This window comes from Pseudorhodoferax sp., assembly GCF_047601025.1.
GTDB lineage: Bacteria > Pseudomonadota > Gammaproteobacteria > Burkholderiales > Burkholderiaceae_C > Pseudorhodoferax.
On sequence record NZ_JASGJZ010000001.1, the window covers coordinates 5,007,616 to 5,032,805 of the forward strand.

At 63.4% G+C, this 25,190-nt stretch carries 17 protein-coding genes and 4 pseudogenes; 11 read left to right on the plus strand and 10 right to left on the minus strand.

The window, feature by feature from the left end; genetic code table 11:
- The first annotated feature begins 16 nt into the window (after window positions 1-16).
- From QM782_RS23090 to QM782_RS23105, 4 genes are all read left to right on the plus strand, one after another.
- Window positions 17-1,753 (plus strand): type VI secretion system Vgr family protein, encoded by a 1,737-nt coding sequence (locus tag QM782_RS23090; RefSeq protein WP_415205207.1) that lies wholly within the window; start codon window positions 17-19, stop codon window positions 1,751-1,753.
- A gap of 91 nt (window positions 1,754-1,844) precedes the next feature.
- Window positions 1,845-2,759, plus strand: coding sequence for a DUF4123 domain-containing protein (locus tag QM782_RS23095; protein WP_415205208.1), 915 nt, complete (start codon window positions 1,845-1,847; stop codon window positions 2,757-2,759).
- Complete coding sequence (locus tag QM782_RS23100; RefSeq protein WP_415205209.1) at window positions 2,756-5,917, plus strand: T6SS effector BTH_I2691 family protein; 3,162 nt, start codon at window positions 2,756-2,758, stop codon at window positions 5,915-5,917. The genes QM782_RS23095 and QM782_RS23100 overlap by 4 nt, the downstream gene beginning before the upstream one ends.
- Window positions 5,918-6,185: 268 nt before the next feature.
- Window positions 6,186-6,992: a DUF6708 domain-containing protein gene (locus tag QM782_RS23105; RefSeq protein ID WP_415205711.1), complete on the plus strand. Its 807-nt coding sequence runs from the start codon at window positions 6,186-6,188 to the stop codon at window positions 6,990-6,992.
- A gap of 52 nt (window positions 6,993-7,044) precedes the next feature.
- Here QM782_RS23105 and QM782_RS23110 read toward each other — a convergent pair.
- The 9 genes and pseudogenes from QM782_RS23110 to QM782_RS23150 form a co-directional block, all read right to left on the minus strand.
- Window positions 7,045-8,336, minus strand: a pseudogene (locus QM782_RS23110) (IS4 family transposase).
- A 202-nt stretch (window positions 8,337-8,538) separates the two neighbouring features.
- Window positions 8,539-9,486 (minus strand): hypothetical protein, encoded by a 948-nt coding sequence (locus QM782_RS23115; RefSeq protein ID WP_415205210.1) that lies wholly within the window; start codon window positions 9,484-9,486, stop codon window positions 8,539-8,541.
- A 7-nt stretch (window positions 9,487-9,493) separates the two neighbouring features.
- Window positions 9,494-10,954: a hypothetical protein gene (locus QM782_RS23120; protein WP_415205211.1), complete on the minus strand. Its 1,461-nt coding sequence runs from the start codon at window positions 10,952-10,954 to the stop codon at window positions 9,494-9,496.
- Window positions 10,955-10,964: 10 nt separating this feature from the next.
- Entirely contained in the window at window positions 10,965-11,222 is a 258-nt protein-coding gene (locus QM782_RS23125; protein ID WP_415205212.1) for a hypothetical protein, read from the minus strand.
- Window positions 11,223-11,244: 22 nt separating this feature from the next.
- A complete protein-coding gene (locus tag QM782_RS23130) occupies window positions 11,245-12,699 on the minus strand; it encodes a type VI secretion system Vgr family protein (RefSeq protein ID WP_415205213.1) in 1,455 nt (484 codons plus the stop codon).
- 86 nt (window positions 12,700-12,785) lie between these two features.
- Window positions 12,786-13,199, minus strand: a pseudogene (locus QM782_RS23135) (contractile injection system protein, VgrG/Pvc8 family); the annotation flags it as partial.
- 98 nt (window positions 13,200-13,297) lie between these two features.
- A pseudogene (gene tssK / locus QM782_RS23140) lies at window positions 13,298-13,522 on the minus strand (type VI secretion system baseplate subunit TssK); the annotation flags it as partial.
- Entirely contained in the window at window positions 13,489-14,091 is a 603-nt protein-coding gene (locus tag QM782_RS23145; protein WP_415205214.1) for a hypothetical protein, read from the minus strand. The pseudogene tssK and the gene QM782_RS23145, both read right to left, overlap by 34 nt.
- A gap of 255 nt (window positions 14,092-14,346) precedes the next feature.
- Entirely contained in the window at window positions 14,347-15,366 is a 1,020-nt protein-coding gene (locus tag QM782_RS23150; protein WP_415205215.1) for an IS30 family transposase, read from the minus strand.
- 57 nt (window positions 15,367-15,423) lie between these two features.
- Between QM782_RS23150 and QM782_RS23155 the strand changes: the two genes are divergently transcribed.
- The 3 genes from QM782_RS23155 to QM782_RS23165 are packed head-to-tail and all read left to right on the plus strand — an operon-like array spanning window position 15,424 to window position 18,183.
- On the plus strand, window positions 15,424-16,440 hold the full coding sequence (locus QM782_RS23155; protein ID WP_415205216.1) for a phospholipase D-like domain-containing protein: 1,017 nt from the start codon (window positions 15,424-15,426) through the stop codon (window positions 16,438-16,440).
- A gap of 15 nt (window positions 16,441-16,455) precedes the next feature.
- Window positions 16,456-16,827: a hypothetical protein gene (locus QM782_RS23160; protein WP_415205217.1), complete on the plus strand. Its 372-nt coding sequence runs from the start codon at window positions 16,456-16,458 to the stop codon at window positions 16,825-16,827.
- Window positions 16,828-16,839: 12 nt separating this feature from the next.
- Entirely contained in the window at window positions 16,840-18,183 is a 1,344-nt protein-coding gene (locus QM782_RS23165; protein WP_415205720.1) for a hypothetical protein, read from the plus strand.
- An 18-nt stretch (window positions 18,184-18,201) separates the two neighbouring features.
- On the opposite strand, the pseudogene QM782_RS23170 reads toward QM782_RS23165, so the two are convergent.
- Window positions 18,202-19,296 (minus strand): annotated as a pseudogene (locus QM782_RS23170) (IS4 family transposase); the annotation flags it as partial.
- Between the two features lie 159 nt (window positions 19,297-19,455).
- Between QM782_RS23170 and QM782_RS23175 the strand changes: the two are divergent.
- From QM782_RS23175 to QM782_RS23190, 4 genes are all read left to right on the plus strand, one after another.
- Window positions 19,456-20,511 (plus strand): DUF6396 domain-containing protein, encoded by a 1,056-nt coding sequence (locus QM782_RS23175; RefSeq protein ID WP_415205218.1) that lies wholly within the window; start codon window positions 19,456-19,458, stop codon window positions 20,509-20,511.
- Between the two features lie 97 nt (window positions 20,512-20,608).
- Window positions 20,609-21,667: a DUF6396 domain-containing protein gene (locus tag QM782_RS23180; protein ID WP_415205219.1), complete on the plus strand. Its 1,059-nt coding sequence runs from the start codon at window positions 20,609-20,611 to the stop codon at window positions 21,665-21,667.
- 28 nt (window positions 21,668-21,695) lie between these two features.
- Window positions 21,696-24,242, plus strand: coding sequence for a type VI secretion system Vgr family protein (locus tag QM782_RS23185; protein WP_415205220.1), 2,547 nt, complete (start codon window positions 21,696-21,698; stop codon window positions 24,240-24,242).
- A 9-nt stretch (window positions 24,243-24,251) separates the two neighbouring features.
- Complete coding sequence (locus QM782_RS23190) at window positions 24,252-25,184, plus strand: DUF4123 domain-containing protein (protein ID WP_415205221.1); 933 nt, start codon at window positions 24,252-24,254, stop codon at window positions 25,182-25,184.
- Window positions 25,185-25,190 lie beyond the last annotated feature (6 nt).

Consider the following 25,190-nt stretch of genomic DNA (forward strand, 5'->3'; position numbering starts at 1 on the left):
CGACCTCAAGGCCCAGGTGCACGCGCTGCTGGGCGCGATCGCGCTGGACCGCGCCGGCGCCAATGTGTCCACCGCCCCGGCCAATGCCGGCGACGAGCCCGTCTACCAAACCCACCTGCAGCTGCAGCGCCTGGCGCTGCCGGTGCGCCTGGCCGCGCTGGACGCCCACGGCCTGCCCGACGTGCGCCTGTGCCCCCGCCCCACCGTCCACGGCGTGCAGACCGCCCTGGTCGTGGGCTCCGGCGGGCCCGTGCACACCGACCGCGACCACCGCATCCAGCTGCAGTTCCACTGGCAGCGCGGCGCCAGCGGCAGCCACCGCCTGCCAGCCCCCTCCGGCGACGACAACGCCCCGGCCAACGACCACAGCGGCACCTGGGTGCGCGTGGCCGAATCGGTGGCCGGCGCCAACTGGGGCCAGAACTTCATCCCCCGCGTCGGCCAGGAGGTGCTGGTCGGCTTCCTCGGCGGTGACATCGACCGGCCCGTCGTGGTCGGCAGCGTCTACAACGGCAGCGGCCTGCCCGATGCCCAGGGCAACCAGGCCGGTGCGGGTGCGGCCGGGGCCGTGGGCGACGCCCCCGCCTGGTTCCCCGGCGCCCGGGCCGAGGGCCGCCTGCAGGCCCACCAGCACCCGGCCGTGCTCGCCGGCATCAAGACCCAGGAGCTTGCCGCCAGCAGCCACGGCAGCGGCGGCTACAACCAGCTCGTCTTCGACGACTCGCCCGGCGCCGGCCGCATCGAGCTGGCCTCCAGCAGCGCCCAGACCCGGCTGCAGCTGGGCCACCTGCTGCACCAGGTGGACAACCGCCGCCTGCAGCCCCGCGGCCACGGCTTCGACCTGGCCACCCAGGCCTGGGGCGCCGTGCGCGCCGGCCAGGGCATCCTGATCAGCGCCCACCGGCGCCCCGACAGCGCCCGCCACATCGACCCGCGCGAGCCCCGCGCCCAGCTCGACCAGGGCCGCGAGTTGCTCCATGCCCTGGCCGAGACCGCCCACAAGCACAACGCCAAGCTCGGCGCCGAGCCCGACGTGGTGGGCGCGAAGAAGGAGGACAAGGCCCGGCAGCTGCCCGTGGAGCACGGCCTGTGGGCCAGCGACGACAGCCTGGCCGGGACGGAGCAACGCGGTGAGACGCAGGACGGTGGCGACGGGACGGCCACCATCGGCGGCGGCGCCGGCACCGTCAGCGCCTGGGGCCGGCCCGACCTCGTGATCGCCGCGCCCGCTGGCATCGCCCTGCACACCCCGGCCGCCCACGTCGCCTCCTCCGGCGCCTCCACCGCCCTGGCCGCCGCCCAGGACATCCAGCACGTCGCACAGGCCCACCACAGCCTCGCCGCCAAGGACGGCATCGTCCTCTTCACCTACGGCAAGGCCGCCAACCCGCAGAAGCCCAACACCGAGACCGGCATCGCCCTGCACGCCGCCAGCGGCAGCGTCAACTCCCAGAGCCAGACCGGCGCCACACGCCTGACCGCCGACAAGGCCATCGACGTCGCCAGTACCACTGGCATGGTGCGTATCGCCGCGCCGCAGCACGTGCTGCTCACCGCCGCAGGGGCCGCCATCCATCTGGAGGGCGGCAACATCACCCTCAAGGCGCCTGGCAAGGTCGAGTTCAAGGCCGCAACCAAGGAACTCGCCAGCGCCGGCGGGGCTTCCAGCAGCCTCAGCTTGAAGAAACCGGTGGCGTTGAAGGGGTGCGCCAAGGCTATGGAGTCTGCTGCCCGTTCCGGTGCGGCAGTTTGAACGAATGGTGCCCGAGGCAGCCGATCGTGCATTGTTGTCTGTGCGGCGCGCGGCAGGTGGCTCCCCGCTGTCGATCTTTATAGATCCGACTTTGCGCGACCCCACACAGCATGACGAGCTACTGGCCAGAACCTTGGCAGATGCCGCTGGCGCTGGCGTAGCGCATCAACACAGATTGTCGCCCATTCACGAAGATTTCCTCCCTGAGCGGCAGCCGTTTCTGATTCATCTCAGGTCGGAGCCCGACGCCGAGCGTGTGGTCGCGGCGGCCATCCAGATTGCCACGGCAGAAGCGTTCGATTCGGAGTCGCCAGAATTTACGGGCCGTACAGTGTGTGGCTTCATCGTTCACGACGCACACCCAACGCAGCGCGCTCGTGCACTGACGCAGGCGGCGCGCATCCGCAAGCCGGATGGTCGGAGTCATTTTCTTCGGTTTTGGGATCCGCGCGTGATATGGCACCTGCCACGATGCTTGCCAGCCACGCATTGGGCAAGCTTGCATGCAGCTCTGGGCCAGTGGATGTACTTCGACCCCATGCGCCAACTTGCAGCACTGCCTGCCAGCGGCGATGTGCCTCCATCCACATCGGCCGCTCACATCACGAACCCGCTGGCGATAAAGGATCAAACCTGGCAACGGCTGGAGCGGGTTGGTCCAGTGAACAAGGTACTGGCGCTAAGTTGGGACTGGGGATTGCAGCCAACGCACAGCCTTGCCTGCCAGACCGACGAACTCGTGATGCGCAGCATTCAACTGGGATTTGACAGCGAACAGGACGTATTGGTCTTTGCGGCCTGTGGCCTGACGGGGCATCTGCAATTCGACCAGCACCCGCAGATAAGGGCTGCCTTGCAGCGGGCAGCTTCGGCCGGGTTGTCGTTGCAGAGCGCCCTGGCGCCTTTCGACGACAATTTCTGGGATCGGTTGCGCGCCGATACCGGTTGGCTGAATGCCCTCCACGCAATACCCGAGCATAGCGAAGCAAAGCGAGCCGCGTCATGAGCAGCACATTGTCAAAACCAAGTCCAGTTGTCGCCATTGCAAAAGCCGCTGCGCAGGGCACAGACACGAGGCCGGAAAATGGCTGCAAGGACTGCGTCAAGCAAGGTCTGGCAATCTTGCCCGTTGTTCCAACCCTCCTGCCCATCGAGCTGCGCGGCAAGAACATCGAACTCACAGCTTTGGATTCGCGTTTTCGGGCTGAAGATTTGAACCAGCATTGGTACGTGCTGCGTACGCTACCGGCAGGCTACCTCTACGTCTTCAAGGAAAGCGACAAATCGTGGGACGCCTATGTCGTCGATGCCGACGGCATGCTGAAAATGGTGCCGACCGGCGCGCAGCCCGCTTCACCCACAGATGTGAAGCCGATGAAACAGGAATGCGTGCGCGCCGGCGACAACATTCCGGCGCAATTGATCGCGATCGATCCCGAAAAGCACCCCACGATCTGGTTGGCCTACAGCCGCTACCGCTGGACTCAGCAGGTGCTGGACGACTATCGAAACGACAAGGATGGCCGACGCACAGCCCGCATGACACCCGTGAATGTCACCGCCGCGGCCAAAAACGACCTCGGCGCCGGCAAGACCGTTCCTCACGGCGCTGCTGCTGGCGCAACGACTCTGCCCAGTTACGTCGCCGATTTCACCAGCGTTGCCACGCAAACTGCCATCAACAAGACCCAAGTCACTCCTCTGCGCAACCGTGCCGGCCAGGCCGCAGCGCTGGCCCAGAAGATGGCGCACATCTCACGTCACACGCCAGGGAAGACCGGTTGCCTCATCGTGCTCAACGATCCGGTGAACAACGTCATCGAGTTGGGTGCCTCGCGCGATGAGACGGCCTTGAAGGTGGCGCAATCCACGGGCCTGTTCGACCGGGACGGCAAACGCGCCCGCGCGCGCATCGTCGCCGAGGCGGTGGAGGCCGTACGCAAGAGCGCAGAGGAGAACCCCGGGCCCTGGTACGACCGCAACTACGGGCCTGACCGCTTCATGAAACACGTCAAGCAGGCAGAACTGCAGACGGCGCTGCAAGATTCCAAGGACTTCAATGCCAACCTCAAGCTCGTGGACCTGCTCAGCGCCGACTACGTGGCGGTGAAGGAGTCGACGCGCTGGAAAGATGTGCAGCGCTGGGACTTCGACGCCACGGACGACACCTCCGCCCTCGACCATGGGCAGATGGTGGCCGACAGCGTCCGCGGCGCGGGCGGGACCAAGCTAGAGAAGGAGCGTGTGTGGTACCCCGTCTTGGTGGACATGCAGGCCGCCGACGAAAACAACTGGTTCTATCGCGCCATGGCCGCGCTGCACCCCGACTTGCAGGCCTACTTCGATGCCAACAAGCAATGGAACAAGGAGTACGCAGACGTTCCCAAGGCCATGGCCACGCTGGCGCGCGACATCGCCTTCGAGTCAGCCAAGGAAATCGCCCAGATCCACGCCACCATCCGACTCAAGCGGGCGGCCAACCTGGCCACAGCCGATTTGATCGAGGGGGTGACAGGCGTGCTCCTGCACCTGCGAGAGAAGGATCCCAAGGCCTTCCGGAAACTGGTGCGGAGCATGACAGTGGCGCTGATCACGCGAGCCGACATCGCTGCGCAACCGGTGGTGGTGACGGGTCGCTACAACGCGATCGTGCAGATGATTCAAAGCGTGGCCGCCGGCGATGCACACATTGCCGGATACGCGCCGGTAAGCGTGCGCCCGGGCGCGGTGGACCGAAGCTACATGGCGCAAAAGGGCAATCTCGGAGGCAAGGGACTGGCATTGAGCCAGGGCGTGGAAGGCGCTGTACTGCTGGATCTGCCCGGCGACAAGAACGAAGTCAAGTCGGTGGGCGCCTGGGCTATTGCCAAGTTGCAAGGCGGCGCCAAACTCAGAGATTCTGACCTGCGCAAGCTACAGCTGAGGAATGTTGACCTCACCGTGCCCAGCACGGTGCCGGCGCAGAACGTGTGGCTGGCAAACCTGCTGGAAAAGCGGGCAAACCAAAGCAACGTGGTATTCAGCAGCTTTGCGGTGTTCTTGCAGGTGGTGTCTCTGGGCAATGCGGCCAATGATTTGGTCACCAAGCCTGGGGCGATGGACAAGGCCGAGGCCGGGGTCGGGTTGACGACTGCGGTAATGTCGGCGATTGCGGCAGGGATGGAGGTCTACACTGCCGTGGTAGCACTGGGGGCTGGGGAAGCGGCGGCAAAGACAGCGCTGAGGACACGACTGATTGCTAGGATCGCGGGCGGGGCAAACATCATCGAAGGAGCATGGTTATTCGGCAAAGGGCTGAGTAAATCTGGTACTGACAGAGACAACGCCTACTGGACGATGTCCGCAGGTGTCTTTCTTTTTGCCGGAGGCGTAACTACCATCGTTGGTGGCGGACTCGTGGCAACAGCAATAGGCGCTGGCACGTCAGCTTTGACAGTTCCTATCATCGGCTGGGCAGTGGCCACCATCATCTTCCTGGGACTGTCGATCTACAGCCTCGTCAACGCCTACAGTACCGACGACGATAACCTACTGCCGCTGGAATACTGGCTGGATAACGGAACCTTTGGTAACGGCGCCCACCGCAGCAAGGAAGGAAACCTTTACTACGACAAGAGAACCAAGTCGGCGGCCAAACCATTTTCCAGTTTGATCGAAGAGTTGACCGAATTTCAGCGTATCGTGTTCGCGGCAACTGGCCGCATTTCTGGCGTACGTGACCGCAACAACAACGGCATGATCAGTTTCTACGAGATACGACTGCCGCGCTGGGTGGATGGCAGCACGCTCGAAGTGACGTTCGAAGGCACACCTGATGGCACGACCATGACACGCATTGCCTTCTTTCGCTACCAAGCCGGCAAAGCCATGCCGCAGACCCTGCACTATGAGCCGCGCGTGTTCGGAACTTCTGAGGATCCGAAAGCCGAACTGGATGCCAAGCTGCGTACGATGCGCGTGAAGGGCCACTTCGCCACCGCACAGCCCGGAGGAATTGCCGAAGGCTTGGGTGATTTCTTCGAGTGGGTGGGACTGGCGGACGAGAAAGACCGTCGGACGTTCATCAAGGATGTGCGCATGACAGTGATCTATCGGCCCGACCAAGAGAGCATGCCAGGGATTGTGCAAACCATCAACGATTGGAGCATTCGCAGTGCTTCATGAAACCTACACGCCTAACAAGGGGCCGTGGGTCGAGTTGCCGCCGCCGACATCGAGGCACTGGGACTTTGGCGCCCGGGTGGGGTCGTTGGTCTATCGGATCAATCCGACGTACCTGGCTTACTGGAACCCAGACGTGGCAGCCAGGGGCTTCTTGTTTGGGCCGCTTTTGTTCGTAGGCCTGTCGTGGTTACTCGGGTGGGCATGGTTGACGCCTAACGTACTATTTGAACCGCAGCCAGATGGGGTGCCATTTTTTGTCTATCTGACGGTGACTTCTGGACTAATTCTTCTTGGGCCGGGATCTCTGATAACTTGCTATTTATGCATCAAGCGCCCTCTTCCTCCGCCCACTTTTTTCAATCGAAACCTACAACAGGTGATGCAATACCAAAAGGCTCCTGGCCGTAAAGCCGAATGGCTTGTCTGGGACTGGGCCAGCATCACCCCAGCCATCCGCCAAGTCCACGTCTACAGCTCGGCCGGCCGCTCCACGATGTACGTGCTGGTGCTGATGCAACTGGAAAAGGGCACCAACAGAATCCTGCGCAGCTTCGGCGCTTACACCTCAGTCGCCACCATGCAGCCAGCGGTTGCCGCCTGGGAGTACATGCGCCGCTACATGAACGAGCCGCCCGAGCGTGTGCCGGCGGCCTACATTCCGCCCTTCGAGTTCGACAGCAAGACATGGGCCGTACGTTGCCAGATCGAAAGCATGCAGATCGGCATGAACCCCGATGGTTCCTTTCGCAGCACTTTCGCCAGCATCTTCATGCCCATTGCAGGAACCTTCCTTTATCCCTTCATGTGGGCCACCTTATGGATTGAGAAGACCGCACCCAAGATCCAGCTGCCACCCGCGCTTGAGGCGGTCAACCGCTGGGACGATTCGCAGCCCAACCCCTACAAGATCGAGTATTCATACAGCGGCGCCAATGCCGAACACCCGGTGGCTGAGGTATACAAACGCATCAAGCTGCGCCACTGGGTGATGACGGTACTGGGATTCGGGCTCTATGCGTCGCTGCTGATCGTCATGCTGAGTTATGGATGGGCAGGAGCGACCAGCAAGGTTTAGTGAAACGTCGGAATCGAGGTCGGGACGCTGAGCGCATCCGATTACCCACAAATCAGAGCACTCCGGCGAGACGAGCGTAGTGCATGCCGACGGCGAAGTCGGCGACGCGCTGCAGGCCGATCCATAGGGTCTTGATGCCGGGCTCGCCGTCGCTCTTGCGCCCGAGAAAGCCGCCCAGCGTGGCGATCAGGCGGATCGCCTGATTGAGCCGGGGCGCCTCATGCGGCGGCTTTTTCTTCAGCAGGATGTAGGCAGCCTGCCACTCGTCGGGCTCGAAGAACAGCTCGGCCGGCAGATCCGGACAACTGCGCCCCAGGCGCATCAGCCGTGCGATGCGCCAAGCCACCACCAAGTACAACGCGATGGCCTTCTCCAGCCGAGCCATCGTGCTCAACTGCAGCCCCTCGACCCGGCAGGCGTTCTTGACGATGTTGAACAGCAGCTCGATCTCCCAGCGGGCCCGGTACCAGTCGATCAGTTGCACGGCCGAAGTGAAGTCCACTGCGTCGCGATTGCTCAGCAGCCGCTACTGCACCGGCTTGACGCCGGCCGGCGCATCGATCTCGCGCGCCACGATGCAGGTGAGCTGCAAGCCGTCGCTCAAGCTCACCCGCTGCGCGTGGATCGTCTGGCGTACCTGACGCGCCTTCTGGCCATGCCGCGAGGGCTGCGTGAACTGGATCGTCCCCAGCGCCGGGCCGGCCGTGACCGTCTCCCACAGCTTGGCCTGGCCCAGCACCTTGCCGTCGCTCGCGAGCTTGCGATCGTGCTGGGAGCGGATCAGCCAGTCGGCCGGATGACCCAGGTCGTGCGCGCGCTGCATCAACTTCCTGATGTCGCCTTCGCGATCGGCCACGCACACCAGCCGCGTTCCGGACAACTCTTCGGCCAACTCCGCCACGCGCTCGTAGCCTTCGATCCAGCGCGTGCTCTCCACCGGCGCCGAGTCGTCCCCACCGGCCGGCGCGCCCACGTCCACACGTCAATCACCCCCAGCGGCTCTCGGTCCGGCGTCACCGCGTAGGTCGGATGTACGTACATCCCGCGCTGCGCCTCGTAGCTCAGCCGCCCCAGGCCCACGATGTTCTGGCCATTGAAATCCAGCTCCGTCGTGTCCTGCAGGCACAGCACCACCGGCTGCTCGCTCATGCGCCGGTGGCTGCTGCTCCAGTGCGGCTGCAGGATGTCGCGCCAGTCAACCTTGTCCGATCCGCACAAGCGGTATGCCGCCTTCGATTCCGACCAGCCCCCGCTGGCGCTCGGGATGCTCTGCGAGGGCTGCCGCGCGAAGCTCTCGGCCATCTGCACCAGCCTCCGGTTCAGCCTCGCATCCCCCAGGTCCAAATCCCCAAACTCCTCTGTCGCCCAGCTCATCTCGCCTCGCCATCGATCCATCGTCTTCAACAAATCAAGAGATTACGAGAGATCGCTCAAGTTGTGGGTAATCGGATGCCTCCAACGTCGTCAGCTCTCAGTCTCTCCAACCGCTTTACCGGATGGACTCGTCAATCAGGTTGCTTACTCGCCAGATTCATCGTAGTTCAACTCAAATTTTCGATGCGCTCTGATCCACATCCCATTGCCAGAAGGTGGCGCCGTAATCGCTGCCCTGGATGACCGGCATCAACTCACCCGCGTTGAAAAAGCGCCGGCTGCCCGCCTTAGCAGGCGTGAGCCACCAACCAGCCTGGGGACAGGGCTGACCGCCTTCACAGCGCAGGCGCGCCATTGCAGAGGCGCTGCCCATTTCTTGCCCTGGAACGCCGCCGCCTTCGTTGGCGATGCGCTCAACCAATGTCCAAGTGGCCGGTGCCCTGCCTTGGCGCTGAGTAGTAATAGGGTCCTGTCCGATACTAGCTTGTGGCGCTTTATATCCTTTCACCAAGGCTTGGGGGCAACCGCTTTCAGTGTCGGGAAGATAAATTCCGTTTTGCTGAATTTGTGCGCCTGTGTGTATCCGGACATTGGTATTTATCTGATATGCAGGCCACGTCTGTGGCTGACACAATGGGCCACGATCTCTTTCCGTATAAAGATCAGTCAGATCGCCGATGAGCCAATTTCTTTGTACGGTGATGCTAATATTTCTAGCATAAACACCCGCAATAATTTCTTGCTCATCAAATATGGTCTTGAACGGCTCGGGCATCCATTCATTATCGTAATCACGAGACATGCCCGCCCGAGCCGTCATGACGTTCCCAGAGAATTGCAGCGCATCCCACTCACCATGAGAGAGCTGGATGAATCCATTATTCAATCCCGTGAGCGTCCAGCGCAGGTTGGGCAGCACACGTTCGCCCCAGACGATGTCGGGTTGCCGGTTCAGAGGGCGGCTGCGGTAATCGGGCGGCAGTTGGCGCATGAAGGCATTGAGTGCGTCGTCGCCTACCTTGACCATCGTCTCCCAAGCATCGCGCATCTGGCCGAAGTAGTCCAGCGAGGTGTAGCGTTCAAGCAGGTAGATTTCCTGCGGAATCAGGGGGGTGGGCATGGCGGTCTCAGTCTCTCCAGTTGTGTTGCAGGATGGGCACGCCGATCAAGCCTGCCTCCTCGCCAAACTCGTCGTAACCCCAGCCGGTGAATTGGCGGGGGCCGAGGTGTTTCTTGTCCAGGTGTTTGGGGTCGATGACCAATTTTTCTGCCCCGCCTTCAAGCCAGAAGCTATTGCCCTTCTTGTCTGCCCGTACGATTTGCCCTGTGCTGTCGCGCAATTGTTGAGAGGCGGTCTTGCCTCTCCAGACAGGAAGCCCAGAGCCGGCTGGCACGGTGTAGGTGACGAATTCACCATTGCTGTTCCAGTTCCCCCAAACTGCGAATCGGCGGCACCAGTCCGATTTGCTGCGCAATTGATTGAATTCTTGCGCGGTCATCCAGCAGATGCTGCTGTCATTGGAACTGGGGTCAAGAACGCGATAAATTTTCGTTCCTGGAGGGAGGATGTCTGGGCGGACGTTGTGAAATGTATCAAACGCTGACTTGAGTGGCCTGGGTGCCGCATCGCTTATGTCAGAGTGTCTAGCTGGGACACTTGGCGATTTCCTGATCTGGGGGTTCATCGCTTCTTCTATGGCATCCACCAACTCAGGCTTACTCTCTGACATGGCCTGAATCTCGGCATCAAGAGAAGGTCTGCTGAAATTGTGCGGATTTACGGCATTGGTACTGCCCTGGTAACTCAGCCGATGCTCGACTTCAAGGCGCTGGGCCAGGCGATTGAGCCAGTCTTGCATAGGAGCGAGTGCTTGGCGCAAGCCTTGATCGGCCTTGTTCCGAACAGTGGTAACCATTTGCAGCAATTGGCCTGCACGGGTAGACATGGCTGCAGTGCCGAATCGCTGAACCAGATCAATGAGTTTGCGCAGGATGGCAATGACCTCGTCCATGGCGCGCAAAAGCGAAGATATGTTGAGTTCGGAAGACAATGCGCGCACTTTTTTTGACAGCTCAAGATAGACGTTTTCCCACTTCAGCGCGGCAATCGTGCGACGCACGGCTGGCCGAGCCAGGAACTCATTGAGCTTGACAATGCCTGCTTCCACAAAAGGGCGAGTTGCTTGCCACATGCTGCTGTCCAAGGCACGCGAGCCGGCCCGGAATACGCCCTTGCGCCCATATGCGAACAGAATTTTCAAACAACCTTTGGCCAGACTGTCCAGCGTGGGAAACAGGCCGATGAGTGTTAGCACCAGTGCGACCCATACCCATTTGTTGCTGCTGTCTTCGTTGATTTTCTTGCAATTGGCGACCAGATCGCGAACGTCGCAAATCTGATCGACGAGCGGGATCATGGAAATCACGGTACCGGTCACCACCTGCGCCGTCGTCTGCTCGTTGTTGAAGTCGCCCTGGATCACCTCCCAGATCCACTGCGCCATCACCTGCAGGTTCTCCGTACCTGACTTGTAAATATTTCCAGGCGCAGCCCTGAACCAAGCGAGCGCGTTCTTCAGTTCATCCATCTCGCTCCCCTCAAGACAGATGCGCCTGCACTTCGCTCAGCAGCTCTTCCAGCGGGTCCCAAGGCTTGTCCTTTTCGGGTTTTCGCGGCTCGTACTCCACACGAACCGCTTTATCCGGCACATTCTCATGACGGGCATGCCCCGCAGCATCCAGCGCTCCAGAAATAACAGCACCGCCTTCAAAGAATATTTTGTATCGCTGGCCCGCCATCGGCTCACCTTCGGGATCACGGTGATTGACGGCAATCCAGTTGGTGCTCTGCTGCAAGCCGGTGGGCAACACTGGCAACTCAGCCGCCCTGCTCCCCCCATCCAGGAAGGTATGAGTCGCACCCTTGACCGCGAAGGTGCCCGGGCAGCTGAAGGTGATGTTGCCCCCCCTCCAGCACCATCGCGCTCTGCCCGCCGGTGAGCTCGATCGTGCTGCGCACGCTGATGCGGATCTCGTCGTTGACGCTGATGACGGTCACGTCCTGGTCGGCCCAGATCTGCAGTGCCTCGGTGTGCGCGCGCAGGCTCACCGGCCCGTTGGCGGCGTAGGCCTTCACCCCACCCTGGTGGGTGTACAGGCTGCTGGTGCGGCCGGAGACCTGCGCGTAGGTGTGGCCGGCGGCCTGGTGCAGGTCGCCCTGGGCGACGAGGCTGGTGTCCTGTCCGGCGAAGGCCGTGATGCCTGCCTCGCTGGCCAGCGCTGCCGTGCTGGGGGTCTCCAGCAGCACCTGCGGCCAGGCGAAGGCGGCCACCGCACCGGCCTCGCCTTCCTGCAGCGCGCGGCCGTCGGCGCCGGCCTGCTGGGCCGGCTGGCCGTTGACCGCGCCGGCGTGCTTGCCCTCGGCCTTCGGGTCGATGGCGTGGATGAATTGTTCGGTGGCCTGGTTGGCGTCGTGGCTGGTCAAGGGCTGCGCCCCGCCCTGGGCCGCCACCTCGCCCAGCCGCTGGCCCAGCTCGCGCGCGGCCTTCAGCTGCGCCACGGCTTCGGCCGCGTCCATCTGCGTGGATTGCGCGCTGCCGTAGCTGCCCGCGCGCGCCGTGGTCGAGACCAGCAGGCCGTGGCCTGCGCGCACGCTGGCCCAGCCCTGCGTGTTGGCTTCGAAGCCCGCCCCGCGCCATGCGCCGCGCTGCGCCGTGTCGGGCGGCTGCTGGATCAGGTGGCCCAGGTTCAGCTGCGCGCCGGCGTGGCTGCTGGCCAGCCGCATGCGCAGTTGGCCCGTGGCGTCGTCCAGCACCCATTGGTTGTAGCCGGCACCGTCCAGCGCGTGGCTGTGCAGGCCGCTGATCACTCCGGGGTGGTTCACGCCCGAGTCTTCGCCTGCCGCAAAGGGTGGGGTGTCGGCGCCGTTGTACAGCTGGCCCACGATCAGCGGGCGGTCGATGTCGCCTTCGATGAACTGCACCGCCACTTCGGTGCCCACCCTCGGTACGAAGGCGCTGCCCCAGTTGGCCCCGGCGCTGGGCACTGCCACCCGCACCCAGGTGCCGCTGCGTTCGTCGCCCGGGGCGTTGCCTTGCGTGTCGGGGCCCGACTCGTGCGCCAGTCCACCGGCCCCCGGGGCCGACAACCCACCCGCCACGGGCGCCACGCCGCGCTGCCACGGAAACTGCAGCTTCACCCGCAGATCGCGCTCGGTGGTGATCGGCTCGCCGGCCACGCCCACCACCAGCGCGGTCTGCAGGCCCGGCGCGGTGGGCTTGCGCACGAAGGCCGGCACCAGGGCGGCTGCCGCCGGGCGCAGTGGAAGTGGCATTTGTAGGTGCCCGCCTCCAGCGGCGTGCTGGCGCCACCCAGAAGCGCGATGCCGCCACCGAGCTGGCCGCCCAGGTTGTTGCTGGCGTGGTGCTCCACGGCCAGCACGACGAAGGCGTTGTCGGGCCGCTGGCGCGACGCAATGAGGGCGCCGGCGTAGTTCCATGCGCTGGTGTTCGGCCCGTACAGCGGATGGTCCACCAGGGTGAACTCGGTACCCGGCATCAGGTGGCGGGCGCTGCCCTGGCCCTCGAAGCGCTTGAAGTCCAGCTCCAGAGCGGACAGGGCCAGCGCCGCAGCGCGCTCGGCATGCTCGGCGTTCTCGTAGCGGTAGGCGCCGGTGCCGTCGTAGACATCCAGAACGGGGATCTCGCCCAGCTCCAGTGCGCTGGCCGTCTCGGCCGACGTACCCGCCAGCGCCTTGTAGTCCCAACGGCCCAGCGACGCGCTCGCCGTGCGCAGCAGCCAGAACGACGCGATGTCTTCCGAGCCGAACTCGATGACGTGCCGACGACTCCCGGTGCATGGCGTCTAGCGCCGCCACCTTGGCCCGCAGCACGTCCAGCAGCTGCCACACACTCCCCCGGCGCGGGTGCCACTTGCACCGACAGGCTCGGCGCTACGAAACGCTCGTCCAGCTCGAACGCACCCGCCGCGTTGCGTCGCAGTCGGCAGATCGGAATGCTCACCAGGTGGTCGCGGCTCGTGGTCGGCCGCCAGGCGGATGCTGCGGCGAAGCAGCGGCGGCAGCAGCGCGGCGGTGGCACAGCCGTCTTGACGCCGCCCAGCGTCAGTTGGGCCAGTCGCCCTGGCGGTCGTCCCACTGCCAGATGGTGGCGCCGTAATCACTACGGAACTCCGGCATCAACTCCCCACTTTCAAATCTGCGGCGGCCACCCGGCCATGCGGGTGTGATCCAGTAGCCAGTCACAGGACACAAGCCGGGAGCGATTACTCTTTGTGTCACGGTCACTGGCGGTCCATTATAAGTTTGCGAGATCGCCTCTTGAGAAATCTTGTAACGACCCTCATCAAAATCCATCTCCACTAGTCGAATAGACCGCGGATCTGTCCTAGGCTCGAACAAGCGCATTGCATATGGATCTACTGCCTCATCATTGGAGACAAGGACCGATTCACCAAGCTGCTCCGCGAACTTCTGTATCACCCGCTCGGGTTGCTCAGGAGGTGCCTTGGCATAAATAGATAATACGGTCCCAAACGAGCCATCACCGACATCCGATCGCAAGCAAAATACCTCCTGATCCGAAATTTCCTCAATTGCGCGGGAAACCACCACCGACCCTAAACGCTTTCCCAGCGCTATCGCAAGCGACTCTGCAATGCGTTCGTCAGTAAGTCGACGAGATATTAAAAGATCCTGCCAAATCATTGACCTAGCCTCCAAATTTTCAACGCTCTCTCGGCCTCGGAGCCGGCTACCCGCGCGGCAATCTCTCGAGCTTGTGGCGTATCGCCAAACTTGTTAAAAACTCCAATTGCATCAAATTCGCCTCGACTCAAATTATGAAAGCCTGGACCACTGTGAGGCACTAAGTGATCACCGTTAATCAACTCGTAGGTTCGCCCATCAATTGGGAAGGGCGGTCTCAAATCCGAAATGCAACACCGAGCATTTGTTGATCGATCAATGGATTGTCGCGTCGCGGTGTTCGGCGATGCCTTGCACGAGGTCGCGCATGGCCTGGATGGGGCTGCGCCAGTCCAGCGTGGCGCGCGGCCGGTTGTTCAGCAGGTCGGCAATGCAGTCCAGTTCGCCCTGGCAGTAGACCGACAGATCCGTGCCCTTGGGCAGGAACTGGCGCAGCAGTCCGTTGGTGTTCTCGCAGCTGGCGCGTTGCCAGGGGCTGTGCGGATCGCAGAAGTACACGCGCATGTTGGTGTTGCGGGCCAGTTCGCGATGGCGCGCCATCTGGCGACCTTGGTCGTAGGTCAGCGCCTTGCGCAGCGGCGCGGCGATCTGGTGCAACTTGGCGGTGAAGCCGGCCAGCGCCGATTCGGCCGTCGCATCCGGCATGTGCGCCAGCAGCACCAGGCGCGTCGTGCGCTCCACCAGCACGCCCACACAGGACTTGTTGCCAGCACCCTCGATCAGGTCGCCCTCCCAGTGACCAGGCATGAGCCGATCATCGACCTCGGGCGGGCGCACGTGGATGCTGACCATCTCGGCAATCCGGCCACGCCGGTCCTGGCCCGCAGAGCGCGGCCGGCCTGTGCTGCGGCCTTGGCGCAGGCATGCCAGCAAGGCCTTGCGCAACTCGCCCTTGGGATGCGCGTAGATGGCGTTGTAGATCGTCTCGTGGCAGACGTGCAGTTCGGTGTCTTGGGGCCACATGCGCTTGAGTGTCCGCGCGATCTGCTGGGGCGACCAATACCAGCTCAGCATGTGGGCCACCAGCGGCCACAGCCGCCCGTGCGGATCGAGCTTGGCGGCAGGTCTGGCGGCTTGTCGGCGTGCGGCGCACGTCTGCTGTGCCGTCTTCCAGGCATAGCCGCCGGCCTGCTGATTACGTCGCAACTCTCGGCTCAGGCTGCCTGCGCTGCGCCCCAGCGTCCGTCCGATGCATCGCAGGCTCTGGCCTTGCGCCCTCAGCGTCTGCAGCATCACCCGCTCTTCAGGCTGCAACTGCTGGAATCTTCTCCTCATCTTCACACCCTACCTCATGGGCCGGGTGTTGCATTTCGGATTTGAGACCGCCGTGGGATGAAGGTGGATGTCCTGCGCAGCGCGCCTGTGCAATTACAGTCGGACGAGACCAAGGGCACCCCAGGCCTGTCGGTGCCCAAAGGACCACAGCGCGAAATTCATGATGCCATGGTCTCGGCGATCTTGAATGCTGAGCGGTTTATCTACATCGAGAATCAATTTTTTCAGAGTGGATTTGGCGACCCATCCATTAACTCGGCCAACCGAAGACTCGAGTCCGGCCCGATGCGCTACCTGCAGTCATTGCCCAGCAACCGCATACAGGCCGCCGTGACGCAAGTAGGAGCCGCTCATGCCGGTCAATCACCACGTAACCATGTTGCCCGAGCCATCGCCGACCGCATCGAAGATGCCATTCGATGGGATCAGCCATTTCATGCTTATCTTGTACTGCCCGTACATCCCGAAGGCAGTTTGGCCGACATCGCTATCGTCGGGCAGATTCATTGGACAATGCAGAGCCTTGCTTTTGCTCGGGAGAGCCTGGTTAACCGAGTTCGGCTCGCTTTGTATGCTCGAAAAAATTGCAAAAATCCCTTATCAGAAGAAGAGTGGCTGAATGCCAGAAGGCGCGGTGCAGAAAATATTTCGATTCTCGATCTGACTTCCAGAGCGGAACGAGATATTTCTATCGAAGCAGTGCAGAGCTACTTAACGCCATTAAATCTGCGAAGCTGCCAAACGGTCGATGGAGCCGTCTGTACGGAACAAATCTATGTCCACACCAAGTTGCTCATTGTCGACGACACCACTTTGATTGTCGGCAGCGCTAATATCAACGACCGCAGCCTAAATAGCGGCCGCGATTCAGAATTGGCCTTGTGCATTACCGACCTTGAAACACGCCGAGCGCCGATCGACGGCAAGAACCAATTGGTGGTTCGCACCTTTGCCCATAACCTACGGAAAGAATTGTGGGCGAAGCACTTCGGGCTTCGTGGTGGAACCGATCTCGTTAAGCCGGCCAATCAGTTGACGAGTTTTCTCGACAAACCAGCCGACCCGGCCACCTAGAAGGCAATCCAAGCCGTGGCTGCGGCCAATTCCAATCTCTATTCTCAGGCCTTTCCGTGGACGCCGAGTGCTGACCCTGGGGAGGGTACATCCATTTGGCCTGTATGGCCTCACGGCAAAAAAACTTCAGGCAACAGTCACTTCGACGTCAATAAGGAATTGCATCCTTATGCCGACAAAATGCCATTCAGAGAAAAATTCTGGCAGCGTGCTTTTTTGGGCAAGGCCCCGCAGGGGCTTAAGGGATATATATGCGCATTGCCTGTTGCATGGACAAAAGAGGAAAATAATCACCCCAATATGAACATGATCCTGCTAACCGACCGGGGGGTGTCGCCAACCGACCTAGGCAATCTCACGGCGAGTCAACAGCATGGTTTCGTGTGAACAGGTGAATTGATGATTGATTTGAAGCTAAAGCAGTTCCTGATACCAGGTGTTTTTATGGCGTCGATGACAATTGGCGGATGCAGCGCCAAGAGCGACGAGATCAAGGTTGATGATTTCAATTACATTAAACCAAATGGCTGGCAAGCCGAGTGTATTGGCCGCTGGCTGATAGATGTTCCAGATCCTATCGAGCTTGGGGCGTCATACTTTCTTCTTGGAGCGTATCCAAAGTTTTTCAACTATACGGCAGAGTCTCTTAGGCAATCCAGAAGATCCAAGGGGTTCGTCGCTATTGGGCCAGTGGCGTTCAGCGAGAGTGATCCGCTGGTGGGGATGGACAACGATCCCTCTTTCCGTCAGCCTATTTCGAAGTTCATCCGAATGTCGGGGCTCCTCACACAGAGCCTGTTCAACTACACAACTTCTGGTAACGAAGAATTCAAACAGATTCGCCCAATTGCTCCAGAGACGGACTCGTTTACGAACTGGGCTGGCCCTGGCCGCTTTCAGATAGGAATTCACGTTCCAGAAGACCAGCGCGGCCGCTTCTACTGGAAGGACAAATCCCAGGAGCGCGCCACGATGCCAGCGGACGGCGAGCGGGCCGATTCAGGTTCACCGCCGCCTTCGCAGGAGCCCTTGGCGCGCGAGGTGTTGGCCAAGCTGGTGCCGCGCTACAGCATCCGGCAGCCCGGCCAGATGCCGGGCTGCCCGGGCATCTGCACGCCGCATGGTTTCTTTGCCGACCCGGCCGGCGGTACCGAGCGTGACAGCCGCGTGAGCGTGAGCTTCGTCGACCCTCGTTATGCCAACCTCGTGCTGCACGTGGACATCAAGACGCGCATGCCGCATACGGAGACCGCGCTGATCCCGACCGAGGACATCCGCCAGGCCATCACGCCATGGGATGCGGCCGAGGAGATGGCCCGTGAGAGCAAGAAGCGCTGCCGCGCGCAGCAGGGCACGGCCAGCCGTGACCTGTTCGGCTGCTCGTTTGCCGGTGCCACCGGCATCAGCGACCACTGGGACGTGCAGTACCTGAAGCTTGCCAATGGCCAGGAGGCGCGCGCCATGGCCATCACCTATCCGGGCTCGATCAACAACTACACCGTCTACGAGGTGATCATCGAGACGGCCGGCAAGAAGGGTTCGGTCACCGAGCCGCGCATCGTGGTCAGGGCCGAGGGCATCGGCAAGCTGGCCGACGACAAGGCGTTCCACGGCAAGGAGCCTCCGCCGTTGAAGGAGGCCTTCAATTTGGCGATGACGCTGGCCAGGTCGCTGCGTCCGCGCCCGCAGGCCATCGACCCGGCTGCGCCCGTGGTCGATCCTTGGGCCCGATTTCGCCAGTGATTTTTTGGCTGACGCGTCTGCGCCTGCGACGCGTTGCAGGCCGATCCACATGGTCTTGACGCCGGGCCGGCCGTCGCTCTTGCGGCCAAGAAAGCCGCCCAGCGTGGCGATCAGGCGGATCGCCTGATGGAGCCGGGGCGCCGCGTGCGGCGGCTTGTTGTCCAGCACGATGCAGGCGGCCTTGCACTCGTCGGGCTCGAAGAACAGCTTGGCCGGCAGGTCCGGGCAGGTTCACCCCAGGCGCATCAGCCGTGCGATGCGCCAGGCCACCACCAGGTACAACGCGATGGCCTTCTCCAGCCGGGCCATCGTGCTCAACTGCAGCGCCTCGACCCGGCAGGCGTTCTTGACGCTGTTGAACAGCGGCTCGATCTCTCAGCGGGCCCGGTACCAGTCGCGAGGGTTGCGTGAACTGGATCGTTCCCAGCGCCTGAGCCGCCGTGGCCGTCTCCCACCGCTTGGTCTGGCCCTGCGCCTGCTTGTCCTGGCCCGCAAGCTGGCGGTCATGCTGGCAGCCGATCAGCCAGTCCGCCGGATGCTGCAGTTCGTGCGCGCGCTGCATCAGCGCCTCGATGTCCGCCTCGCGGTCGGCCACATACACCAGCCGCGTTCGCGGCAACTCCTTGGCCCACTCCGCCACGCGTTCGTAGCCTTCGATCCAGCGCGTGCTCTCCACCGGCGCCGGGTCGTCCCCCACCGGCCGGCGTGCCCACATCCACGCGTCGATCACCCCCAGCGGCTCGCGCTGCGGCGTCACCGCGTAGGTCGGAGAACGTACATCCCGCGCGGCGCCTCGTAGCTCGGCCGCCCCAGGCCCACGATGTTCTGGCCGTTGAAATCCAGCTCCGTCGTGTCCTGCAGGCACAGCACCACCGGCTGCTCGCTCATGCGCCGCTGGCTGCTGGCCCAGTGCGGCTGCAGGATGTCGCGCCAGCCAACCTTGTCCGACGCGAACAGCCGGTACGCCGCCTTCGATTCGGCCCAGCCCCCGCTGGCGCTCGGGATGCTCCGCGAGGGCTGTCGGGCAAAATTCTCGGCCATCCGGACCAGCCGTCGGTTCAGCCTCCCATCCCCCAGGTCAAGATCCGCAAACTCCTCTGTCGCCCAACTCATCTCGCCTCCCCACCGATCCATCGTCTTCAACAAATCAAGAGATTACGAGAGGAGGGCTCAAGTTCTGGGTAATCGGATGACTTATGCGTCCTTCCCTGCCGCTAGCCCAACTCTGCGAGTTTCTACGCACCAGCCCGGAGATCAACAACAAGGATTGACATGTTGCACGCCACGATTCGGCTGACGCTGTCATGCCTGCTGGGCTTCACCCTGGCTGGCTGCCAAGCCAAGGATTCCCACATGAATGACGTCAAGGACATCCCTTCCACCATCAAGGCGCAATTGGCTTTTACGTGCACCCACGAGAGCGAGCGCATTCCGCCGCGCGACCCCGAGGCCGACCAGCTCTACAAGCACGCACGATGGCTGGTCAAAGGCAATAGGTTGCAGTCCAAGGACGAGGTGTTTCTCAAGATCGAGCGGCTGGTGCGCATTGCCAGTGCCTATGGCCACGACAAGGCCAACATCGAGTTGCGCCAACTCATCCAATCCGGCAAGGCCCTCAGCTCCGATCGACGCAAGGAGGTAATCGACCTGACCGAATCGCTCATCGAGCGCGGCATTCCGTCGGGCTACTACGCCATGGGTTGGTACTTGGAGCGCGGCTACGGTGTCAAGGCCGATCCGGAACTGGCACTGAAGTACTACCGCAAGTCGGCCGATCTCGGCAGCCCGGAAGGGCAGTTCCTGGTGGGGGACAAGCTGGGTGACCTGGAGCATGGGCGGCAAATTGCCGACATCGGCATGGCCATGTGGCGTTGTGCCGCAGACCAGGGGCATGCCGAAGCTGCAGGGCGGTACGCCATCCATCTCCAGGCAGAACGCCAATATGCCGATGCTATGCGCTATTACCAAATCTCGACAGCATCCGGTGACTCCACATCAGCGTCTTCACTCGCCGACGCATTTTCGGTCCGGAATCACGCCAACCCTGATTTCGGGCTTGGACAAGCCATCGATGCAGAACGTGAGCAGCGATACACTGCGATCAGGAAGTTCTTGCACCGCTACGACTACCTCCACGCCACGGTGCCCGAGATCGACAAGATCGTTCCGCTGCCCCCAGCGCCGCTACCGGCCTGGGACGGCAAGTTCCAGTGGCTGCAGGAGTACGAGGCCAACGTTCCTCCACCATTGCCGTCCGAGGAGCGCATTGCCGAGATGGCCCGCGCCAAGGGTCTCGATCCCAAGACCGGACGACCCGTCGCGCGTTGATGCTGCTTTGTCGTCACGGTTTGAGCCTTTGCTGTCGGACCGTGCTTCATGTCCACCAATGACGCGCCCAACCCGAGAACGGCGACAAGGGCTGAACGTGCAGTTCTCAGCGACTCGACTGGCGCTGCTGTGCCTGCTGGGTGCCGCCCTGGCCGGCTGCCAGGCCAAGAACCCTCACATAGACGACGTCAAGGACATCCCTTCCACCATCAAGGCGCAATTGGCTTTTACGTGCACCCACGAAAGCGAGCGCATTCCACCGCGCGACCCCGAGGCCGACCAGCTCTACAAGCACGCACGATGGCTGGTCAAAGGCAATAGGTTGCAGCCCAAGGACGAGGTGTTCCTCAAGATCGAGCGGCTGGTGCGCATTGCCAACGCTTATGGCCACGACAAGGCCAACATCGAGTTGCGCCAGCTCATCCAGTCCGGCAAAGCCGTCAGCACGGACCGGCGCAAGGAGGTGATCGACCTGACCGAATCGCTCATCGAGCGCGGCATTCCTTCGGGCTATTACGCCATGGGCTGGTACTTGGAGCGCGGCTACGGTGTCAAGGCCGATCCGGAACTGGCGCTGAAGTACTACCGCAAGTCAGCCGATCTTGGAAGCCCGGAAGGGCAGTTCCTAGTGGGCAACTTGTTGATCGATGTGCTAAAGAATGGACGTCCAATTACCGACATCGGCCTAATGATGCGGCGCTGCGCCGCGGACCAGGGACATGCCGAAGCTGCAGGACGGCACGCGATTTACTTGCAGGCCGAGCGCCAATATGCCAACGCCATGCGGTATTACCAGATCGCGGCAGCGGCGGGCCGATCCGTCTCTGCGTACTCGCTCGCCAACGCCTTTTCAGTTAGAGATCACGCCAACCCCGATTTTGGGCTCGGTCAACCCATTGACGCTGAACGGGAACGTAGGTATCGCCAGATCTCAAGCTTTCTGGACGGCTACGACTACCTCCACGCCACGGTGCCCGAGATCGACAAGATCGTTCCGCTGCCCCCGGCGCCGCTGCCGGCCTGGGATGGCAAGTTCCAGTGGCTGCAGGAGTACGAGGCCAACGTTCCTCCGCCGTTGCCGTCCGCAGAGCGCATCGCCGAGATGGCCCGCGCCAAGGGTCTCGATCCCAAGACCGGACGACCCGTCGCGCGTTGATGCTGCTTTGTCGTCACGGTTTGAGCCTTTGCTGTCGGGGCCGTGCTTCACCTCCACCGGCGGCGCGCCCTGCGTGGCCGCGCACATGCAGGCCAGCGCCCATGCCGGCGTGCGCAGCTACACCGTGCAGTACCGCGAGAGCGACCTGGCGTTCGTGCAGCGCCTGCTCGCGCGCGAGGGCATCGCCATGCGGCTGCAGCGCCAGGACGACGCCCCGCTGGACCACACCCTGGTGCTGCTGGCCGACAGCCCCGCCCGCGCCGCCTGCCCCGAGGACGCGGTGAGCGCCCAGGGTGGCACGGACGGCGCCGGCGTGCGCTTCCACGCCAGCGGCGCGCAGCAGATGCAGGACGCGGTGCAGGCCTTCGGCGGGCGGCGCCAGTTGCCCGTGGCCACCACCACCGTGCTGGCCTGGGACCACCAGGCCAAGCGCGCCGTGGCCGCCAGCGTGCCCACCGCCGCCGCCTTCGCCGGCCCCGGCGCCCCGGCGCTGGAGGACTTCGACGACGCCGGCGCCGAGGCCTTTGCCGACACCGCCGACGCCGAACGCGCCGCCCGCCTGATGCAGCAGGCCCACGAGGCCCGCCACAAGACCTGGCTGGGCCGCGCCACCGTGCGCAGCTTCACCGCCGGCCAGTGGTTCCGCCTCACCGGCAGCGAACTGGACGCCCTGCCCGGCCTGTCCGATCAACCTGATTCCGAGCACCGCCGCTTCCTGCTCACCGCCGTCACCCACGCCGGCATCAACAACCTGCCCAAGGACCTGAGCGACGCCATCGCCCAGGCGCTGGGCGCGCCAGCGCTGCAGGCGCCAGGCGCCCTGGACACCGCGCCGCCGCTGGACGCCGCTCCCCCGCTGGACGCCGAGCTGCGCGCGCAGGCCGCCGCCACCGGCTACGGCAACGCCTTCACGGCCATCCGCGCCAGCGTGCCCTGGCGTCCCCAGCTGCTCGACGGCACCGGCGCGCGCCGCCACCCCGTGCCCAGCGCCCCGGGCCTGCTCACCGCCACCGTCGTCGGCCCCGACGGCCAGGAGCGCGCCAGCGGGCCCGAGGAGATCCACATGGACCGCCTGGGCCGCGTGCGCATCCGCTTCGACTTCCAAACCCTGCCCCAGGGCCCCGGCACCAGCGCGGCCAGCACCTGGGTGCGCGTGCTGCAGCGCTGGGCCGGCGCCGGCATGGGCGCGCAGTTCATCCCCCGCATCGGCCAGGAGGTGCTGGTGGATTTTGTCGACGGCAATGTCGAGCGGCCCCTGGTGGTCGGTGCGCTGTACAACGGCCGTGGTGAGGCAGGGCTTGCTCCCACGCCCGGCGGCCAGGCGGCCCAGGACGATGCCAGTGCACTGGCCGCCTCGGGCGACCACCGCCCCGGCGCCCAGGGCAACCTGATCGGTGCCGGCCCCGGCGGCCACGGCCCGGCCTGGCACGGCGCCGGCCACGCCAGCCTCCAGGCCGCCGGACAGGCCAACGCCGCCGCCCTGTCCGGCACCAAGACTCAGGAGTTCGCTGGGTCAGGCTTCAACCAGCTCGTCTTCGACGACACCGATGCCCAGCTGCGCACCCAGCTGGCGACCTCCCAGCACGCCACCCAGCTCAACCTGGGGCACCTCATCCACCAGGCCGACAACCACCGCGGCAGCTTGCGCGGCCTGGGCTTCGAATTGCGCACCGACGCCTACGGCGCCATCCGCGCCGGCCAGGGCGTGCTGCTGAGCAGCTACGGCACGCACGCCCAGGAGCCGGCCGGGGACAACGTGGCCGGCATGGCGTTGCAGGGGCAACTGGCTACGCTGGCACGGACCTTCAGCCAGGCTGCGGGCATTCACCAGACGGTCAAGCTGGCGCAGGCCATCGGCAGCCGGCAGGCCGAGGCCAGCACCCTGAGCGAACGCGAGCCGCCGGCCCAGGCGCTGCACACCGTGCTCAAGGGGATGGTGGACGAGACAGGCTTCGATGCCGCCCGGGCTGACGCGGCAGCCGATAGCACATCCACAGAGCAAGGCAAGCTGCCGCACTTCACGCAACCCGTCGTGGAGGTGGCCGCCAAGGCCGGCCTGGCCACCGTGGCCGGGCAGGACCTGCAGTGGAGCGCCGGCGAAGGCATCGTCATCGCCAGCGGGCAGGACACGCACCTCGCCAGCGCCGGCGCCAGCCGCATCCACACCGGGCAGGCCATCGGCATCCTGGCCGGGGCGATCCAGCCCGGCGAGCAGGCGACAGGCACCGGCATCACCCTCATCGCTGGACGGGGGGATGTAGAGTTGCAGGCCCAGGCCGACCGGATGCAGGTGGCGGCCAAGCAGGACGTGACCATCCAGTCGCAGTCCACCCACATCGACTGGGCTGCGGCCAAGCGGATCGTGATCTCCACCGCCGGTGGCGCGTCCGTCACCCTCGAGGGCGGCAACATCACCGTCGAGTGCCCGGGCACGATCACCGTCCATGCCAGCCAGAAATCGTTTGAGGGACCGGAGCGGCTTTTATACGGCCTCCCCTTAATGCCTTCGAGCGTGTGCGTGCCTTGCCTTCTCAAGGCCGCCAAGGCGGGTGCGCCGTTTGCCGCGCTGCAATAGTCGGCTGTCATGGATTTCGCCAGAGACGCGGCTTCACCCGAGGCACTGCGTGAAATGCAGAAAGGCTTGCGCGAGCCTGACGAACGCCCACTCTGGGCCCTCGTCGATCCAGCACTGCTCGACGGCAAACGGCTGAGATCGATTCTGGTGTCGTTGGGTTGGTCTGCAATCAATGCGCTTCAGGGCAGCCCGCTCGAGGTGTACGGCGAGCATGCGCCGCTATGGATTGCGTTGCCAACAGACGAGGATCGGGCCGCTCAGGGTTTGATGCGCCTTCTCGCACTCGATGCACGGGCATCTGCGCTGAGCCTCGTGCAAACCGCAGCTCCGCAAGCCGATCTTCTGGCGCTGGGCGCGTATCTGTCGCGAGTGCTGATCGACGGCGACATGCTGGCGCACTGCCGATTCGCGGACACACGCGTGTTGCCCGAATTGCTGTCGAATCTGACCCCCGCGCAACGGACCCGGGTGTCGCATGCAGTCAATGCATGGGCCTGGTTCGACCACCACGCCAGCGCCCGATTCTGGTCAAGGGAAAGTCACGTCGACATGGCCGAGCACGCCGACATGGCGCCCCATCTGGAACTCGACAAAATACAGTTTTCCGCGCTGCTGCGCGCCAGCGAACCCGATACGCTGTTCGGCTTGCTGAACGAAAGCACGCCGGAACTTGTTCCCGCCGACGGCTTCGGCCCGTTCAGGGATCACCTCGATGCCGTGCTCGACCGGGCTGATGCGCGCGGCGTCACGTCGCCGAACGATCGTTTGCAGTTCGCGATCCTCGCCCTTTCCTGTGGGCCGGATTTTGACCGGACCCCCGAGCTTCAAGCAACGTGGCACGATATCGAACGCGGCGAAACCACCTTGGTGAAGGCAATGAAGGGGTGGAGTGACGCACTGTGGGATCGGTTGCAGTCCCGACACGAAATTCCGCCCCGTTGAGCACGA

Excerpts from the sequence above, each read along its gene's own strand:
- QM782_RS23100 (WP_415205209.1), top strand. The coding sequence starts at position 2,756 with ATGAGCAGCACATTGTCAAAACCAAGTCCAGTTGTCGCCATTGCAAAA.
- QM782_RS23115 (WP_415205210.1), bottom strand. The coding sequence starts at position 9,486 with ATGCCCACCCCCCTGATTCCGCAGGAAATCTACCTGCTTGAACGCTAC.
- QM782_RS23120 (WP_415205211.1), bottom strand. The coding sequence starts at position 10,954 with ATGGATGAACTGAAGAACGCGCTCGCTTGGTTCAGGGCTGCGCCTGGA.
- QM782_RS23130 (WP_415205213.1), bottom strand. The coding sequence starts at position 12,699 with ATGCCACTTCCACTGCGCCCGGCGGCAGCCGCCCTGGTGCCGGCCTTC.
- QM782_RS23145 (WP_415205214.1), bottom strand. The coding sequence starts at position 14,091 with ATGATTTGGCAGGATCTTTTAATATCTCGTCGACTTACTGACGAACGC.
- QM782_RS23150 (WP_415205215.1), bottom strand. The coding sequence starts at position 15,366 with ATGAGGAGAAGATTCCAGCAGTTGCAGCCTGAAGAGCGGGTGATGCTG.
- QM782_RS23155 (WP_415205216.1), top strand. The coding sequence starts at position 15,424 with ATGAAGGTGGATGTCCTGCGCAGCGCGCCTGTGCAATTACAGTCGGAC.
- QM782_RS23165 (WP_415205720.1), top strand. The coding sequence starts at position 16,840 with ATGATTGATTTGAAGCTAAAGCAGTTCCTGATACCAGGTGTTTTTATG.
- QM782_RS23175 (WP_415205218.1), top strand. The coding sequence starts at position 19,456 with ATGTTGCACGCCACGATTCGGCTGACGCTGTCATGCCTGCTGGGCTTC.
- QM782_RS23190 (WP_415205221.1), top strand. The coding sequence starts at position 24,252 with ATGGATTTCGCCAGAGACGCGGCTTCACCCGAGGCACTGCGTGAAATG.